This is a genomic window from Streptomyces fildesensis (genome assembly GCF_016107395.1).
Taxonomy (GTDB): Bacteria; Actinomycetota; Actinomycetes; order Streptomycetales; family Streptomycetaceae; genus Actinacidiphila; species Actinacidiphila fildesensis.
Genome location: NZ_JAAIKO010000041.1, coordinates 46,812 through 63,744, shown reverse-complemented (window position 1 = coordinate 63,744; position 16,933 = coordinate 46,812). Strand labels below are relative to the sequence as shown.

Annotated in this window: 14 protein-coding genes; 5 read left to right on the top strand and 9 right to left on the bottom strand. The window is 71.0% G+C overall.

Annotated features, from left to right (window positions below):
* Positions 1-38 precede the first annotated feature (38 nt).
* Together C6N31_RS34205 and C6N31_RS34200 are read right to left on the bottom strand one after the other, a co-directional pair.
* Positions 39-992, bottom strand: a complete 954-nt coding sequence (locus C6N31_RS34205) for a YihY/virulence factor BrkB family protein (RefSeq protein ID WP_138353424.1) — start codon at positions 990-992, stop codon at positions 39-41.
* Positions 928-2,706, bottom strand: a complete 1,779-nt coding sequence (locus tag C6N31_RS34200) for a bifunctional phosphatase PAP2/diacylglycerol kinase family protein (protein WP_138353425.1) — start codon at positions 2,704-2,706, stop codon at positions 928-930. Before C6N31_RS34200 ends, C6N31_RS34205 begins: the two co-directional genes overlap by 65 nt.
* 716 nt (positions 2,707-3,422) lie before the next feature.
* Here C6N31_RS34200 and C6N31_RS34195 point away from each other — a divergent pair.
* Complete coding sequence (locus C6N31_RS34195) at positions 3,423-4,268, top strand: hypothetical protein (RefSeq protein ID WP_138353426.1); 846 nt, start codon at positions 3,423-3,425, stop codon at positions 4,266-4,268.
* Positions 4,269-4,348: 80 nt separating this feature from the next.
* On the opposite strand, the gene C6N31_RS34190 is transcribed toward C6N31_RS34195, so the two are convergent.
* Together C6N31_RS34190 and pgm are read right to left on the bottom strand one after the other, a co-directional pair.
* The gene (locus C6N31_RS34190) at positions 4,349-5,548 is read right to left on the bottom strand and encodes a serine hydrolase domain-containing protein (protein WP_232486001.1); all 1,200 of its coding nucleotides are present in this window, start codon (positions 5,546-5,548) and stop codon (positions 4,349-4,351) included.
* A 114-nt stretch (positions 5,549-5,662) separates the two neighbouring features.
* Entirely contained in the window at positions 5,663-7,318 is a 1,656-nt protein-coding gene (pgm, locus tag C6N31_RS34185; RefSeq protein ID WP_138353427.1) for a phosphoglucomutase (alpha-D-glucose-1,6-bisphosphate-dependent), read from the bottom strand.
* 341 nt (positions 7,319-7,659) lie between these two features.
* On the opposite strand from pgm, the gene glgA reads away from it, so the two are divergent.
* Positions 7,660-8,844, top strand: a complete 1,185-nt coding sequence (gene glgA, locus C6N31_RS34180) for a glycogen synthase (protein WP_138353428.1) — start codon at positions 7,660-7,662, stop codon at positions 8,842-8,844.
* Positions 8,845-8,883: 39 nt separating this feature from the next.
* Positions 8,884-10,101, top strand: coding sequence for a glucose-1-phosphate adenylyltransferase (glgC, locus tag C6N31_RS34175; RefSeq protein ID WP_138353429.1), 1,218 nt, complete (start codon positions 8,884-8,886; stop codon positions 10,099-10,101).
* A 283-nt stretch (positions 10,102-10,384) separates the two neighbouring features.
* Here the strand turns inward: glgC and C6N31_RS34170 are convergent, their stop codons facing one another.
* The 4 genes from C6N31_RS34170 to C6N31_RS34155 all read right to left on the bottom strand — a co-directional run bounded on the left by C6N31_RS34170 (position 10,385) and on the right by C6N31_RS34155 (position 12,727).
* Positions 10,385-11,356, bottom strand: coding sequence for an NAD(P)-dependent alcohol dehydrogenase (locus C6N31_RS34170; RefSeq protein ID WP_198358984.1), 972 nt, complete (start codon positions 11,354-11,356; stop codon positions 10,385-10,387).
* The gene (locus C6N31_RS34165) at positions 11,353-11,598 is read right to left on the bottom strand and encodes a helix-turn-helix transcriptional regulator (RefSeq protein WP_244808981.1); all 246 of its coding nucleotides are present in this window, start codon (positions 11,596-11,598) and stop codon (positions 11,353-11,355) included. Before C6N31_RS34165 ends, C6N31_RS34170 begins: the two co-directional genes overlap by 4 nt.
* Before the next feature lie 2 nt (positions 11,599-11,600).
* Positions 11,601-12,020 (bottom strand): hypothetical protein, encoded by a 420-nt coding sequence (locus C6N31_RS34160; protein WP_138353432.1) that lies wholly within the window; start codon positions 12,018-12,020, stop codon positions 11,601-11,603.
* 95 nt (positions 12,021-12,115) lie between these two features.
* Positions 12,116-12,727, bottom strand: a complete 612-nt coding sequence (locus tag C6N31_RS34155; protein WP_138353433.1) for a hypothetical protein — start codon at positions 12,725-12,727, stop codon at positions 12,116-12,118.
* 207 nt (positions 12,728-12,934) lie between these two features.
* On the opposite strand from C6N31_RS34155, the gene C6N31_RS34150 reads away from it, so the two are divergent.
* Positions 12,935-13,900, top strand: a complete 966-nt coding sequence (locus C6N31_RS34150) for an LLM class F420-dependent oxidoreductase (RefSeq protein WP_307811576.1) — start codon at positions 12,935-12,937, stop codon at positions 13,898-13,900.
* Between the two features lie 78 nt (positions 13,901-13,978).
* Positions 13,979-15,697, top strand: coding sequence for a class I adenylate-forming enzyme family protein (locus tag C6N31_RS34145; protein ID WP_198358982.1), 1,719 nt, complete (start codon positions 13,979-13,981; stop codon positions 15,695-15,697).
* 40 nt (positions 15,698-15,737) lie between these two features.
* Here C6N31_RS34145 and C6N31_RS34140 read toward each other — a convergent pair whose 3' ends face one another.
* Positions 15,738-16,913 carry an acetyl-CoA C-acyltransferase gene (locus C6N31_RS34140; protein ID WP_138353436.1) on the bottom strand — a complete coding sequence of 392 codons (1,176 nt, stop codon included), beginning with the start codon at positions 16,911-16,913 and terminating at the stop codon, positions 15,738-15,740.
* Positions 16,914-16,933: the final 20 nt, after the last annotated feature.

Here is a 16,933-nt window from a genome sequence, read left to right as displayed (position 1 = left end):
CGAGTCACCGACCTGTCCGGGTTGCGGAGCCGCACCGCTCAGACCCCCGGATCCTGGAGAACCGGCTCCTTGACGCGGGCGCGGACCGCCTCCAGCTGGGCGGCGAACGCGATGCCCATGAAGAGCGCTATCGCCGTGAGGTAGGACCACAGCAGCAGCGAGATGAAGGCGCTCAGCGGGCCGTACACGGAGTTGAACGAGCTGCTGAACTCGACGTACAGGCTGAGCAGCCAGGTCAGCAGGGTCCACAGCGCCAGATAGACGGCCGCACCGAAGGCCAGCCAGGTGTAGCCGGGCTGCCGGCGGCGCGGCGAACTGCGGAAGACGACCGAGGCGGAGAACAGCGCGAGAAGGATGCCCACCGGCCGGCGCAGCAGGTTCCAGGCCGTCGTCTGGTCCGGCGTCCAGTGGTACACCTGGGCCGCCGCTCCGGCGATGTCGGCGCCGCCGACCATGAGGATGGAGCCCAGGCCCAGGGGCAGTCCGGCGAGCAGCATCATCAGCACCCCGCGCCGGTACTTGAGGTGGAAGGGCCGGTCGCGCTCCACGCCGTAGATGCGGTTGGCGCCGCGTTCGATCTGGCTCATCGCGGTGGTGACGTTCACCAGGGCGAACAGCAGACCGAACCACAGTGCCAGCTGTCCGCCCTCGTCGGCGTGCCGGCGGCTGTCGGTGAGGGCGTTCCTCACGACATCGGAGCTCGGGCCGCTCGACATGCGCAGCACGGTGAGTTCGGCCACCCGCCCGACGCCTTCGGCGTGCAGCACGGTGGACAGCCCGACGACGGCGATGGCGAACGGCACCAGCGACAGGACCGTCTGCAGGGCCAGCGCCCGCGCGTGGCTGAACCCGTCGGCGTACCGGAACCGCAGAAAGGCGTCGCGGGCCAGTTTCCATCCGCCGTAGCGGCGCAGGGTGGCCCAGGCATCATCGCCCGAGAGTTCGTCGCCCGTGATGTCGCGGGTCTGCGGAACGCGCGTTGCCGTACCCATCGTGTACTCCTGTCAGGACTGCCGGTTCCTCGGTGCCCGCCGGCGCCGATGACGATGCCGTGGGTGAGGTCGCCGGCAACTGCATCAGCAGGGCGCCCGGATCGACCTCCATCACCAGCCGTACGCCGGGACCGACCGGTTCACCGTCCAACTCCCGTTCCTGGGGACGTTCGAAGGTCATCTCGATGCGCCGTGCGGTGAAGTACTCCAGCGCGCCGTCGGCGAACCGTCCACCGCGGCCCGGCGGCAGGGGTGTCCTGTCGTGGTGCGGCCGGCTCAGCACATGGGCGGCGGCGCGCAGCCAGCCGAGCGGTCCCGCCGGGTTGAGCAGCACGACGTCGAACACCCCGTCGTCCGGCCGCGCGTCCGGGAGCAGCGGCACACCGCCCTGCAGCGTGCCGACGTTGCCCACCAGCACCATCCGTGCCCGGCGGCCGAGCTCCGGTCCGTCGTCGAGTCGCAGGGTCAGCCGCATCCCGGGGTCGCGCAGATGGCGCACCCCGGACACCAGATAGGCGGCCCAGCCGATGCCCGCCTTCATCCGGGAGGAGGCGTCCCCGACCACGGCGGCGTCGAACCCGGCGCCGGCCATGGCGGCGAACCGGGCTCCGGAGATGCCGTCGCCGTCGGCGGTCCCGAGGTCGATGGCGTGGGTGGTGCCCTCCAGCGCGGCGACGAGAGCGGCGAGGGGATCGACCGGATAACCGAGGTTGCGCGCCAGCAGGTTGCCGGTGCCGCAGGGCAGGACCGCGGTCGGGATGCCGCTGTGCGCCAGGCCGTCGGCACAGGCCATCACCGTGCCGTCACCGCCGCACACGACGATCAGGTCGGGTTTCCTGAGCGCGGCCCGCCGTACGGCGCCGTTCCCCGGGTCGTCCTCGGTCGTCCCGTGCCAGGAGACGTCCTGGAAGCCGTACCGACCCAGCGTGCGGCGGATCGCGTCGTGCAGCGCGTCGTCCACGACGGTCGGATTCACCACCACGGCCGCCCGCCGCCCGTACCGCGTGACGGCCGTCGCACCCGCAGAGGTGATGTGCTCAGCCTGCCCCGGCACCTGCGGCCGGGCGCGCGCCGGCAGCAGTGAACGCCCCATGATCAGCAGGATTCCGGCCCCGTTGAGCAGACCGAAGAGCACATCGGTGGGATGGTGCATCCCCCGGTACAGGCGCGCCACCGCGACCAGCACGGGAACGCTGAACAGGACCGCGGCCGGCACGAAGCGCCAGTTTCCGCGGAAGCGGATGAGGACGAGAACGGCCAGACCGCCGTACAGCGCCGTCGCGGCACCGGTGTGCCCGGAGGGGAAACTGGACGTCGGCGGGGCGGCATCCAGGTGTGCCACGTCCGGACGGGCCCGGTCGATGACCGCGGTCACCATGAGGAAGACGAGCGACTGCAGGGCCACCGCGGCGCCCAGGAACAGCGCTTCGCGCTGGAGCCGCCCGTACACCGGCAACAGGAGCAGGGCCACCGACACCGCCGTCATCAGCACGACGGCATGGGTGTTGCCCAGCTGGGACAGCCAGTACGTGGCGCTGTTCCAGCCCGCCGACCGGTGCGCGGCGAAGGCGCGGTTGATCCCGTCCTCCGCGGTGAACGGCGGAACCTTCACCAGCCACCGCGTGAGCAGCAGGCCGAAGCCCGTCAACAGCGCGCCCTGCATCACGAGCAGCACGCCGATACGCCGCGCGGCCACTTCGTCGCTTGGTCTCATAGGCGGCTTCTTGCCCGTCCCGGCCGAACAACTCCTGCCGCGGCCGGGTGTTCCGGTCCGGATTGGTGCGGCGAGCCGCGTCCGGGGCCGGATCGATATCCGCCCCGCCGTACGGCCGGTGCCCGTTGTCCGGGTCGTGATACCCGAAGGTGTCGCTCCTCGGCACCCGGCCCTTTCGCCGCTCTATAAGTTGTGCAAACGCTCGAACACGATGTGTCCTTTCACTCGCGTCACTCCAGGATCGCGCCCTGCCGGAGAGGGCGTCAACGGTCCGGGAAGACAAGTGCGGGAAGCGCTGATCCGCCTCCGGGACAGCGGGAGCGAACTCGAACTGTTCGCCGAGTTTCTCCCGCGCAGCACGAACGCGGGGGGCCGCGGGACCGGCCGGACGGTACCCGGCCGAGTGAGGCAACTCCCGGCGGGGCGAAAGGAATTCGCCGTCCGGGCCGCCACACTTCCAGGTCAACGGGGGACGCTGCTCCTATCCTCCCGCGCCCGAAAGATGTAACCTCCCGGACGGGATCCGGGGAACCGAGTTGGCTTTCGCGGACGTTGACTGGGATGGTCTTACTCATACGGATGTCGGCGCAGCTCGGTCCGGCCCGGACCACGGGGACGTGATGTGAGCGTCCGTTTCGAATATCCCCTCATACGTTGATGGCTACCATCACGGTCATCAATGACGCGAAGTGAGCAACGAAAGGCGAGTGGTGTCCATGTCGGACGTCATGTCCAAGAGCCAGAGTCTGCAGGGCGAGTACGAAGCCCGCGTCGCCGCCGATCTGCGGCAGAACGAAGGTGACCGCGACCGCGTTCTCGCGCAGATCGACGTGCTCCAGAAGGAGCTGGAGGTCCTCGTCCAGGACCGCGAGATGCTGCTGAGCATGCAGAGCGCCGTCGGCGCGAAGAAGCAGCACTCCGTCTCCGAGCAGGCCGAACCGCAGAAGAGCGAGCCGGAAGCGCACGTCGCACCGCACGCGAAGTCGGCGAAGGTGCCCGGCGCCAGGCGCCGTACCGCGCGCAAGTCGGTCCCGACCCAGGGCCGGGCCGGCCGCGGCCGCAAGACCGACGCGAAGAGCGCCGTGGCCGAGGCCGCGCACGCCACCAAGGCGGCGGCGCCCGCCAAGACCGCGACCGCGAAGGCCACCCCGGCCAAGACCGCCACCGCGAAGCCGGCGAAGGCCGCCGCGACGAAGGCCGCCACGGCCAAGTCCACGACCGCGAAGCCGGCGAAGACCGCCACCGCGAAGACCGCCGCGCCGAAGGCGGCCGACAGCAAGGCGGCCGCCCCCAAGGCCGACAAGCTCGTGAAGGTCGTCGAGAACTACCTGGTCAAGCAGGGCGGCCCGGCCTCGGCGGCGGAGGTCGCCACGGCCATCTCGACGCCGGAGCGCTCCGTCACCATCATGAGCGTGCGTACCGCGCTCGAGGGCCTGGTCCGCAAGTCCGCGGCCCTGCGCTCCAAGCAGTCCCGTTCGGTCTACTACGAGTCCGTCCCGGCCGGCACCACCATCACCGCGGCCGTCGAGGCCCCGCAGCAGAGTGAGCCCGTCACCCAGTAGGTCTCCGGCTGCCCACGTCGGCCAGGTACTGAGTGAGCAAGCGGAGGGCCGGCGCGGCTGCGGGGTGACGACCCCGCGGCTCAGTCGTCGATCGCCCGGTACGCCGAGGTCCAGAAGTCCTGGAAGACAGCGGGAGGAGTGGTGGAGTCCATGTGGCGCTGGGTCAGCAGAATGCCGACCAGGTCCTCCCCCGGGTCCGTGTAGGCGGAGGTGCCCGTGCCGCCGTTCCACCCGAACCGGCCCGGGGTCGTCGCCAGATCGAAGCGCCGGACGGAGACGGAGACACCGAAACCCCAGCCCTCGTCGGGACCGAGGAAGCTGCGGGTTCCGGGCCGCTGCTCCGGTGCCAAGTGGTTGCTGGTCATGAGTTCGACCGAGGGCCGGGACAGCACCCGTCCACCGCCGTGCCGCCCCCGGTCCAGCATCATCCGGCAGAAGGCCACGTAGTCGTCGGCCGTCGAGACGAGCCCGCCACCACCGGACGGGAACGCCACCGGGCGGCCCCAGCGGCTGTCGGCGGGATCGTCCTGGAGCACGAGTTCGCCGGTTCCGGGACGGGCCCGGTAACTCGGCGGCAGCCGGTCCAGCTTCTCCGCCGGCACCTGGAACGAGGTGTCCCGCATGCCGAGCGGATCGAGGATCCGGTCACTGAGGAAGGACGCGAACGACTGATCGGCGGCGCGCGCGATCAGCACCCCCAGCACTTCGGAACCCGTGTGGTACATCCACCGCTCGCCCGGCTGATGGACCAGCGGCAGTGCGCCGAGCCGTTTCATCCACTCGTCGGGACCGATCGCCGGCGGGTTCGGACTGGGGGAGAGGCCGGCCTCGTCCATCGCCCGCTGGATCGGGTGGGTCCCCCGGGGCGCCAGCACCGCTCCGATCCCCAGCCGGAACGTCAGCAGATCCCGCAGGGTGATCGGCCGGCGTGCCGGAACGGTGTCGTCGAGCGGCCCTTCGAGCCGCTGGAGCACCCTGCGGTCGGCGAGTTCCGGCAGCAGCCGGTCCACCGGCTCGTCCAGCCGCAGCTTGCACTCCTCCACCAGGATCATCGCGGCGGCCGCGGTGATGGGTTTGGTCAGCGACGCGATCCGGAAGATCGTGTCGCGGTGCATCGGGACGGTGCCACCGGCCGCCATCGTGCCGAGCGCCTCGACCCGGGTCTCACCGCGCCGGTGCACCAGCGTCACGAGTCCGGGTACGTCACCGCGTTCGACGTAGCCGGACATGACGTCGCGCATCCGGTCGAGCCGTTCCTGAGACAGTCCGCTGCCGCTCAAGGAATGTTCCCTTCGTCAGCCGGTGGATGAGCACCGGCGGTGGTCGACTCCGGTCACAGGACGGGTGCGCGTCACTGCTGCTGTGCGTGGGTGCGTTGTGAGGGTGGGTGCGCGTCAGGCCTTTCCGGAGGCGTCGTCCAGCGCCTTGGACACGATGGCCTTCGCCTCCTCCTGCACCTTGGCGAGGTGTTCAGGACCGTGGAAGGACTCCGCGTAGATCTTGTACACGTCCTCGGTGCCGGACGGCCGGGCGGCGAACCAGGCGTTGTCGGAGGAGACCTTGAGTCCGCCCAGCGACGCGCCGTTGCCGGGCGCCGCGGTGAGGACCGACGTGACCGGCTCACCGGCCAGTTCGCCCGCCGGGACCTGCTCGGGGGAGAGCGAGGCGAGGACGGCCTTCTGCTCACGCGTCGCCGGCGCGTCGATCCGGGCGTAGGCGGGCTCGCCGAAGCGTGCGGTGAGGTCGGCGTAGTGCTGCGACGGGCTGCGGCCGGTGACCGCGATGATCTCCGCCGCGAGCAGCGCGAGCAGGATGCCGTCCTTGTCGGTGGTCCACACCGATCCGTCGCGGCGCAGGAAGGACGCGCCGGCGGACTCCTCGCCGCCGAAGCCCAACGAGCCGTCCAGCAGCCCGTCCACGAACCACTTGAAGCCGACCGGTACCTCCACCAGCTTCCGGCCGAGGCCTGCCGCCACCTTGTCGATCATCGACGAGGAGACCAGGGTCTTGCCGATTCGGGCGTCCGACGGCCACTGCCCGCGGTGCTCGTACAGGTAAGAGATGGCGACGGCGAGGTAGTGGTTGGGGTTCATCAGGCCGGCGTCCGGGGTCACGATGCCGTGCCGGTCGGCGTCCGCGTCATTGCCGGTGGACACCTGGAAGTCGTCGCGCCGCCGGATGAGCGAGGCCATGGCGTACGGTGACGAGCAGTCCATCCGGATCCTGCCGTCCCAGTCCAGCGTCATGAAGCGCCATGTCGGGTCGGAGTCCGGATTGACGACCGTCAGATCCAGCCCGTGGCGCTCGGCGATCCGGCCCCAGTACGCGACCGACGCGCCGCCGAGCGGGTCCGCGCCGATCCGCACGCCGGCCGCCCGGACGGCCTCCAGGTCCACCACGGCGGGCAGGTCGTCGGTGTAGTGCGTGAGGAAGTCGTAGCGGCCCGTGGTGCCGGCGGCGAGCGCGCGGGCGTAGGGGATCCGCCGGACGTCCTTGAGGCCGCCCGCGATGAGTTCGTTCGCCCGGTCCTGGATCCAGGACGTGGCCTCCGAGCCGGCGGGACCGCCGTTCGGCGGGTTGTACTTGAAGCCGCCGTCGGCCGGCGGATTGTGCGAGGGCGTGACGACCACCCCGTCCGCCAACCCCGAGGTGCGGCCGCGGTTGTGGACCAGGACGGCGTGCGAGACCGCCGGGGTGGGGGTGTACCCGTCCGCGCTGTCGATCAGCACCGTGACGTCGTTGGCGGCGAACACCTCGAGCGCGGTGGCCCGCGCCGGCTCGGACAGCGCGTGCGTGTCCGCCCCCAGGAAGAGCGGCCCGTCGGTCCCCTGGCCTGACCGGTACTCACTGATCGCCTGGCTGGTGGCCGCGATGTGGTCCTCGTTGAACGCGACCGCCAGCGACGAACCACGGTGGCCCGAGGTCCCGAACGCGACCCGCTGGCCCACCTCGCCGGGGTCGGGTCGGAGCGTGTAGTACGCGGTCACCAGCCGGGCCACGTCGACCAGGTCGGCGGGCTGTGCGGGCTGTCCGGCGCGCTCGTGCGGCATCTGGCTCTCTCCTCCGGGTGCGGGGCCGCCCCGCCACCGTGGGCCTGTGCCCGTGGTGGCAGGCGTTCCGCGTCGTTCGGCATTGTTCCCATTCTCCGTGCCCGGCGCGAGAGGGCGCACTCCACGGGCCCCCGGACCATTGCCGTGTCGCGGGACAAGCCGCCCGCGGCCGCCTGCCGGCGGACCCCGTGACGTTTGCCGCCTGACGATCCGGTACAGAAGAGGGCTACGAGGCCTGCGCCGATCGCCGCATCCCGGGCCGGCCCCGCTGATGCCGGAGCGGAGCGGGCCGGGACGGCAACGCCCAGGACACCGGGTGATCAGCGGAGAGGTGGGACACGGTGAAGGTCGGGCTGTTAACGCGCGAATATCCGCCGGACGTGTACGGCGGAGCCGGGGTGCACGCCGAGTTCCTCGCGCGGGAACTGCGCGGCCTCGTCGATCTCACCGTCCACAGCTGGAGCGTCGCCACCCGACCTGGTGATGAGGTCGCGGACAAGGCCTCGGGCCTCGTGCGGCACCGGGCGGCCGCCGGACTGGACGGGGCCAACAACGCGCTCCGGACGCTGTCGGTGGACCTCTCCATCGCGGCCGCCGTGACGGACATCGACCTCGCCCACTCGCACACCTGGTACGCCAACATGGCGGGCCACCTCGCCAAACTGCTCCACGGCATCCCGCATGTGATGACCGCCCACTCCCTGGAGCCGCTGCGCCCCTGGAAGGCGGAGCAACTGGGCGGCGGCTACGCGGTCTCCAGCTGGGCCGAGCGCACCGCCGCCGAGGCGGCGGACGCGGTGATCGCGGTGTCCCACGGCATGCGCGCCGACGTGCTCGCCTGCTATCCGCGGGTGGATCCCGGCCGGGTCCACGTGGTGCACAACGGCATCGACACCGCCCTGTACCGGCCCGACCCCCGGGTCGACGTCCTGGAGCGCCTCGGCATCGACCCGGCCCGGCCGTTCGTCCTGTTCGTCGGCCGGATCACCCGGCAGAAGGGCGTACCGCACCTGGTGCGCGCGGCGCGCGAGTTCGCCCCCGGCACCCAGGTCGTGCTGTGCGCGGGATCGCCCGACACCCCGGAGCTGGACGCGGAGTTCCGCTCCCTGGTCACCGAGCTGCGGGAGCGGCGCGGCGATGTCGTGTGGATCCCGCAGATGCTGCCCCGCCCCGACGTCGTCCAACTCCTCACCCACGCGGCGGTGTTCGTCTGCCCGTCGGTCTACGAACCGCTCGGCATCGTCAATCTGGAGGCCATGGCGTGCGGTACGGCGGTGGTCGCCTCTGCCGTCGGCGGTATCCCGGAGGTGGTCGAGCACGGCCGTACGGGGCTGCTGGTGCCGTACGAGGAAGCCGATCCGCGCGGCTTCGAGGCCGCGCTGGCGGCCGCCGTCAACGAGGTCGTCGGCGACGGCGGCCGGGCGCGGGCGATGGGGGAGGCGGGGCGGCAGCGGGCCGTGACGGAATTCGGCTGGGACGCGGTGGCACGCAGGACCGTGGAGGTCTACGAGTCGGTACTGGAGTGACCGGCTGCCAGCGGGCAGCCGGAGACGAAGGGGGTCAGGGTGAGCGGACGACCGAACGTGCTGGGCATCGTCCTCGCAGGGGGCGAAGGCAAGCGGCTGATGCCGCTGACCGCGGACCGGGCCAAGCCCGCGGTGCCATTCGGCGGGGTCTACCGGCTGGTGGACTTCGTCCTGTCGAACCTGGTGAATGGGGGAATCCACCGCATCTGCGTGCTCACGCAGTACAAATCGCACTCCCTGGACCGGCATGTGTCGACCACCTGGCGGATGACCGGTCTGCTGGGCGACTACGTCACACCCGTCCCGGCACAGCAGCGCCTCGGCCCCCGCTGGTACCTCGGCAGCGCCGACGCCATCTACCAGTCGCTCAACCTCGTGCACGACGAGCAGCCCGACTACATCGTGGTCTTCGGCGCCGACCACGTCTACCGCATGGATCCGCGGCAGATGCTCGACCGGCACATGGACGCCGGCGCGGGCGTGACGGTCGCCGGCATCCGCGTGCCGCGTGAGCAGGCCTCCGCGTTCGGCATCATCACCACGGCGGACCGCAGCTCACGCATCGACGGCTTCCTGGAGAAGCCCGCCGATCCGCCCGGCCTCGCGGACGACCCGGACCGGGTCTTCGCCTCGATGGGCAACTACATCTTCTCCACCAAGGTCCTCATCGACGCGCTCCAGCACGACGCCGAGGACGAGAACTCCGTGCACGACATGGGCGGCAGCATCCTCCCGCTGCTCACCGAGCGCGGCCAGGCGCAGGTCTACGACTTCGACGACAACGAAGTGCCGGGTGAGACGGACCGGGACCACGGTTACTGGCGTGACGTGGGAACACTCGACGCCTACTACGAAGCACACATGGACCTCATATCGATCCGACCGGTCTTCAACCTCTACAACCGGCAGTGGCCCATCTTCACCAACCAGGCCCAGCGGCCACCGGCGAAGTTCGTCGCCGGCGGGATCGCGGGCGAGTCGATGGTCAGCACGGGCTGCATCATCAGCGGCCAGGTCACCGGATCCGTGCTGGCTCCCGGCGTCATCGTTGAGCAGGGCGCCGTCGTCCAGGAGTCCGTCCTGCTGGAGGGCGTACGCGTCGGCCGCGGCGCCGTCGTCCGCCGCGCGATCCTCGACAAGAACGTCGTCGTCCCCGCCGGAGCCACCATCGGCGTGAACCCCGAACACGACGCCCGGCACTTCACCGTCTCCGCCGGCGGGATAGTGGCCCTGGGCAAGGGCCAGCGGGTGCCCTGACGAGGTGCGCGGACCCTGCCGGCCGGCTGCGGAGACAGCTCGACCCGGCCAGCAGGGGGGGAGAGCTGGCCGGGCCGGGACTGCGAGGTAAGGGGGGCCTCTGAACACTTGGCTGCCCCGGTCCGCCGGGACCAAACCTCTTGGCTTGATGTGACCTGCGTCACGCCGGAATCGGGGCGGTTGCCGTGCTGTTGGGACGAGCGAACGCCTATGCGGGTCCTGGGACTTGAGGAGAGGTACCGGGCCATGGCAGTCAGGTCGTCAGCTTCTCCCGGCGTCGGGCTCAGAGGGTGATGACGACCTTGCCGCGGGTGTGCCCCTCCTCCAGATACCGCATGGCGTCGGGGACCCCGCTCAGCGGGTACGTCCTGCCGATGACCGGAGTGAGCTTGCCGGCCTCCAAGAGCTCCGCCAGGTACCGCAGGTCCTTCTCGCGCTGCACGGACATGAGCCCGCGCAGCTTCTGGCGCAGGAACGGGGACAGCAGCATCGCCCGGAGCTGGCGGTCCGTGCCCTGCAGCCATCGCCCGCCGCCCTCGGCTCCGACGACGACGAGCGTTCCCGCAGGAGTGAGAGCGCGCCGGAGCAGCGACAGGGGGCGGTTCCCCGCGGTGTCGAGGATGAGGTCGTAGTGCCGCGTGCCGTCCGCGAAGTCGTCCTGTGTGTAGTCGATGACGTCGTCAGCTCCGAGGGAGAGGACGAGGTCGACCTTGGTCGTGCTGCACACACCCGTGACGTGTGCTCCGAACGCCTTGGCCAGCTGTACCGAGAACGTCCCCACGCCCCCACCGGCGCCGATGACCAGGACCTTCTGGCCCGGCTGGAGCTGCCCCTGGTCGCGAAGGGCCTGCAGGGCGGCGACTCCGGAGCCGGGTACGGCCGCGGCCTGTTCCGCGCTGAGGTTCGCCGGCTTGGACGTGATGCGGTCCTGCCGGGCGCACGCGTACTCGGCGAAGGAGCCGTCGCAGGTGCCGAAGACCTCGTCGCCCGGCTGGAACCGGGTCACGTTCCCACCGACCTCCTCGACGATCCCCGCCACGTCGATGCCGCGGACGCGGGCCCTGGGTCTGCGCAGTCCGAAACCGAAGAGCCGGATCAGGTACGGCCTGCCGGTCATGACGTGCCAGTCCCCGATGCCGGCACTCGCGGCGAGCACGCGCAGCCGGACCTCCTCGTCGCCGACCACGGGCGGGTCGATGTCCCTGAGCTCCAGGACATCGGCCGACCCATAGGTGTCCTGGACAACAGCCTTCATGGTGTGTCTCCTTCGTCGTCCGGATCGTTGTCCGGGTACTGGAACACTTCGCCGAGCGGCACTTTGAAGGCACGTGCGATCTGGAACGCCATCTCGAGTGAGGGCGAGTAGCGGCCCTGCTCGATCGCGATGACGGTCTGCCGGGTGACACCGATGCGGTCCGCCAGGTCCGCCTGGGTCATCTCGGCGTTCACGAACCGCAGGCGCCGGATGTCATTGGTGACCTTGGTCGGCTTTCCCACGGCTAGAACCCCCGGCGGTAGGTGACGAGCTTCACCGCGGTTCCGCAGAGCGCGGAGAGCACGAACGCCAGGTAGATCGCATTGGCGATCCAGAAGTAGTCGATCTCCGCCATCGCCAGGCCGAGCGGGACGATCACGCCCACCGCGAGCACCATTCCGCCGACGTACTCGCCGTGCCGGTGGATCTCCTTGTCCCGTTGGTCGGTCCTCCCGGCCTCCTTGGGCCGGGCGGCGGCGATCACGATGTGACCCACGATCGATGCGGCTGTCGCGGCACTGATGGCCAGGATCATCGGCATGACGTAGGCGACCGAGGTGAGTGGGACGCCCTGCGCCCTGCCGAGGATGACCACCAGGTAGCCCGCGTAGCCGCCGATCGCGACCAGGGCGTAGACCCAGGCGTTCTTCTCGTCGTATGACATGGCATGAATGTATGGCAGAGCTGACACGATGTCTACGATTCTTTACATCGCATCGCAGCGGGTGCTCCCGCCGCCACTGCGGTACGTGCTGAGTGTCAGGCCTGCGGGCGTCCCGCCTTGCGCTGCCATCGGGTGAGGGCGAAGCCGGTCAGGAGGGAGCTGACGAGGCCGATGCCCACGCCGCCGGCGACGACGGTGCCGACGCCGATGCCGTCATGGCCCACGTTGTCGTCGGCCGCCGCCTCGCTGGTCCGGTCGGCGACCGAGTCGTAGCTCGCTGACGGGTCCTCGCAGAACGACCGGTTCCCGGGATCCATCTCGGGCACGACCGTCAACGTCATGGCGGCCGCGGCCTGGCTGCCCGCCCCGGCCTTCAACTCCACGGTGTAGGGGCCGGGTTCGATGTCGCAGGGCACCATGGCCATGGTCTTCGCGTACAACTGGCCGCCCTTGCCGTCGTGGAACCGCTCCTTCGCGACGCCGACCGGTTTGACGAAGGCGCGGGACTCCAGGGTGAACGTCCCCTTGCCGTGACTCAGGTCCGCCTCGTCGGCGGCGACGGTGAACGTGACCTCCCGGCCGCGCTGGCGGCTGGAGGTCGGATCGACGGAGAGCGACATGCCGGAGTCCGCGAGGGCGTACGGTGCGGCGGTCAGGAGCAGTGTCGCGCTGAGCAGGGTCGTGACGGTCGCGCGGGCGAAGGGCATGGGTGATGGCCTCGGTCTTCAGGGAGTACTGCCGAGTAGGACGGACCCCGGGTCCCGATGGTTGTCCCGCCACGCCGACCGATCCGTCGCAGCCCGCCGCGGTGTTCGGCGCCGCGGGAGGGGTGGTCTGGTCACTCTGCTTATTGTAGCGTCGGCGTAGCGTGGATTCGTGGGGTTCGTGGGCTGCGGTCGGGGAGGCTGAAGCACGTGAAGTTGTCGGTGTCGCTGGGCTATTGGCAGGACCGGCCGCCGGAGGAGGCGCTGCTCACTGCGGCCGCCGCCGAGCGGAACGGATACGAGGAGCTGTGGCTCGGTGAGATGGCCACCTATGACGTGTTCGCCCTCGCCACCGCCGTTGGCCTGCGGACCGGGAGCATCCCGCTGACCGTCGGCCCGCTCGCCGTGGCCGTACGGGACCCGATGACGATCGCGCGCGGGGCCGCCTCGGTGGCGGCCCTCACCGGGCGGCGGGTGGACGTGGCGATCGGCAGTTCCAGCCCGGTCGTCGTCGAGCAGTGGCACGGCCGTTCGCACCGGCGCAGCGGGGTGGCGCTGCGGGAGTCGGCGACGGCGCTGCGACAGCTGCTGGACGGGGAGCGGACCACCTCGGAGGGGGAGGTCGTGCGCACCAGCGGCTACCGGCTGCGGCTGCCTGCCCCCAAGTCACAGCTGACGGTGGCCGCCTTCGGCCCCGCGGCGGTCCGCACGGCGGCCGCGTTCGCCGACCGGATGGTGCTGAACCTCCTGACTCCGGCGTCGGCGGCGAAGCTGGTCGGACGGATGCGGGAGGAGGCCGAGGCGCTGGGACGTCCGTCGCCGCGGGTGGCCGCCTGGGTGACAGCCGTCGTCGATCCGTCCCCGGAGGCGGTGGAGCAACTGCGGCGCGGGGTGGTCGGCTATCTCGCGGCGCCCGGCTACGCCGAGATGTTCATCGAGGCGGGCTTCGGTGACGTCGTGGAGTTCGCGCGGTCACGGCCGCATCCGCGGGAGCTGCTCGCGGCGGTGCCGGCCGAACTGACCGCGGCGGTCGGGCTGGTCGGCGATCTGGGAGCGGTACGAGCCAGGCTCGCGGAGTACGCGGCGGCAGGGGTGGACGAGGTCGCGGTCGTCGCGTCGAGCACGGACGCCGACCCGGGAGGCGAGCGGACGCTCGCCCTGTTGCGGGACCGGTAGACCAGCACACGGGTACACCGGCGCACGGGTGGACGGGCGCACGGGTGGACCGGCCGATCGGTGGAGGGGAGAGACATCATGGGGGCACGGAAGCTGCATCCGGCCGAACGGGTCGCCGAGTACACCCGGGCGGGCTGGTGGGACGGCGAGACCACGGACTCGCTGCTGCGTGAACGTGTACGCACGCATCCCGGCCGGCTCGCACTGGTCGACCCGCTGAACAAGGCGGACCTGGTGGGCATGCCGGTCCGCAGGCTGAGCTGGGCCGAACTCGACGCGGACGTGGACCGGTTCGCGGCCGTACTGCTGCGGCACGGCGTCGGCCAGGGCGATGTCGTGGGGGTGCAACTGCCCAACATCGTCGAGCTGGTGTGCGTCTATCTCGCCTGCTGGCGGATCGGCGTGATCGTCTCCCCGCTGCCGGTGCAGTACCGCGAGCACGAGACGGTGCAGCTGGGCGGGCTGGCGGAGTTCACGGCGTTCATCACGGCGGTGCGGGTCGGCGAGCGGGAGATCGCCGCGGAGGTCGACGCTCTGCGCGACCGGCTGCCACAGCTGCGGCTGTTGTTCGCGTACGGAGCGTCCAACGCAGCCGACGCGGCCAGTCATCACGTACCACCCGGGGCGATATCGCTCGACGCCGAACTGCGGTCACCGTACGACCCGGCCGACGTCGCGGCGTACACCCGCAAGCACCCCGTCGATCCCAACGACTGCGTCACCATCTGCTGGACCTCGGGCACCGAGAGCACCCCGAAGGGCGTCCCGCGCTGCCACAACGACTGGCTGGCCATCGCCTGGACGTGTCTGGAAGCGCCGAGGATGACCGCGGACGACGTGTTGCTGAATCCCTTCCCGATGGTCAACATGGCGGGTTTCGCCGGGCTGTTCCTGCCGTGGCTCCGGATCGGGTGCGTCCTCGTCCAGCACCACCCCTTCGATCTGCCGGTGTTCCTCCGGCAGATCGCCGAGGAGCACGTCACCTACACCGTCGCGCCGCCGGCGCTGCTGACCATGCTGCTCGCCAGGGACGAACTCCTCGCGAGCACCGACATCTCCTCGCTCACCCGGATCGGCTCCGGCTCGGCGCCGCTCTCCCCGGCGATGGTGCGCGGCTGGCAGGAGCGGTACGGGATCGGCGTCATCAACTTCTTCGGGTCGAACGAGGGCACGGGGATGCTCACCGACCCGTACGACGTGCCGGATCCGGAGGAGCGGGCGCGCTTCTTCCCCCGGTACGGGGTGCCCGGCGTCGAGTGGTCCACCCGTGGCGCCGCCTGGACGAAGGTGCGGATCGTCGATGCCGCCACCGGTGAGGACATCGAGGAGCCGGGCAGGCCGGGGGAGTTGCGGATCAAGAGCCCGCAGGTCTTCGCGGGCTATCTGGGCGGCACGGACCTGCCGAGCCCCTTCGACGACCAGGGCTATCTCAAGACGGGCGACCTCTTCGAGATCGCGGGCGACCGCGGGCAGTTCCTGAAGTACGTCGACCGGGCGAAGGACGTGGTGATCCGCGGCGGGATGAACATCGCCCCCGCGGAGCTGGAACAGCTCCTCGCCGGGCATCCGGCGGTGGCCGAGGTCGCGGTTGTCGGCTATCCCGACGAGGTGCTGGGCGAGAAGGCCTGCGCCGTGGTCGTCGCCCGGTCGCCGCTCGTGCTGGACGACCTGGTCGGCTACCTCAAGGAGCGGCACATCGCCTCGTACAAACTGCCCGAACGGCTGGAGCTGCGCGACGCACTGCCGCGCAACCCCGTCGGCAAGGTGCTCAAACGGGTGTTGCGCGACAGCCTCTGACCGGCGGCGGACGCCGGCCGGCAGTTTGTCCGCCGCCGCGCTACGGGACGCGTTCCAGCAGAACCGCCACGCCGAGGCCGGCGGCGCCGCTGACCGCGGCGACGCCGTACCGGCCCGCCCGGCGCTCCAGTTCCTCGACGCAGCCGCCGATCATGACGGCTCCGGTGGCGCCGAAGGCGTGCCCCATGGCGATGGTCCCGCCGTTGGGGTTGAGCCGGTCGGGGCCCGCGTCGAGATCGCGGCGGAACCGCAGGCAGAGCGCGGCGAACGCCTCGGCGAACTCGAAGACGTCGATGTCGGCGGGGCGCAGGCCCGCCTTGGCGATGACCCGCTCCACGGCGGTCTGCCCGGCCGTCAGCATGATCACCGGGTCGGTGGCGGCGGTGGCGGAGGCGACGATGCGGGCGCGGGGGCGCCGTCCGGAGTCCGCGCCGCCCAGCAGGAGCAGGGCGGCGCCGTCGGCGAGGGCCGGTGACGTGCCGACGGTGTGCAGGTGCTCGATCCGGCGGGCCTCGGGGTGGGCGGCCAGTGCGAGGGCGTCCTGTCCCTCCGCCCCGAGCACCGCGAACGCGGGTTCCAGCGCGGTCAGGGACTCCGGCGTGGTGGCCGGGCGGATCAGTTCGTCGTGCTTCAGGCCGCCGGTCGGGACGACGCTCGCGTCGAAGTGCCCGGCCTCCCACGCGGCGGCGGCTTTGCGCTGGGTCTCCAGCCCGTAGGCGTCGAGTTCGGCGCGGGTCCAGCCGTCGAGGGTCGCGTTGAGGTCGGCGGCGATGCCCATGTGGACCGAGCCCACCCGCCGGATGGTGTCGGGGTCGCAGAACAGCGGGCCGCGGTCGCTGAACATCGGGACCCGGGAGGTGCTCTCCACCCCGCCGGCCACCGCGGTCCGCAGATCGCCGGCCCGGATCCGGGCGGCGGTCTGGGCGACCGCGTCGATACCCGAGGCGCAGAAGCGGTTGACGGTGCCGCCGGGAACGCTGTCGCCCCAGCCGGCGAGCAGCGTCGCGGTTCTGGCGAGGTTCGCGCCCTGTTCGTCCACCTGGGACGCGGTGCCGATGACGACGTCCTCGACCAGCGCGGGATCCAGCCCCCGGTCGGTGAGGGCGTGTTGCAGGCCCACGGTGAGCTCGACGGGGCTGATGCCGTGCAGCGCGCCGCGCGGGGAGCCCTTGCCCCGTGGGGTGCGTACGTAGTCGAGCACGTAGACGTCGTCCATCGCGGTCCCTTCTCCGAGTG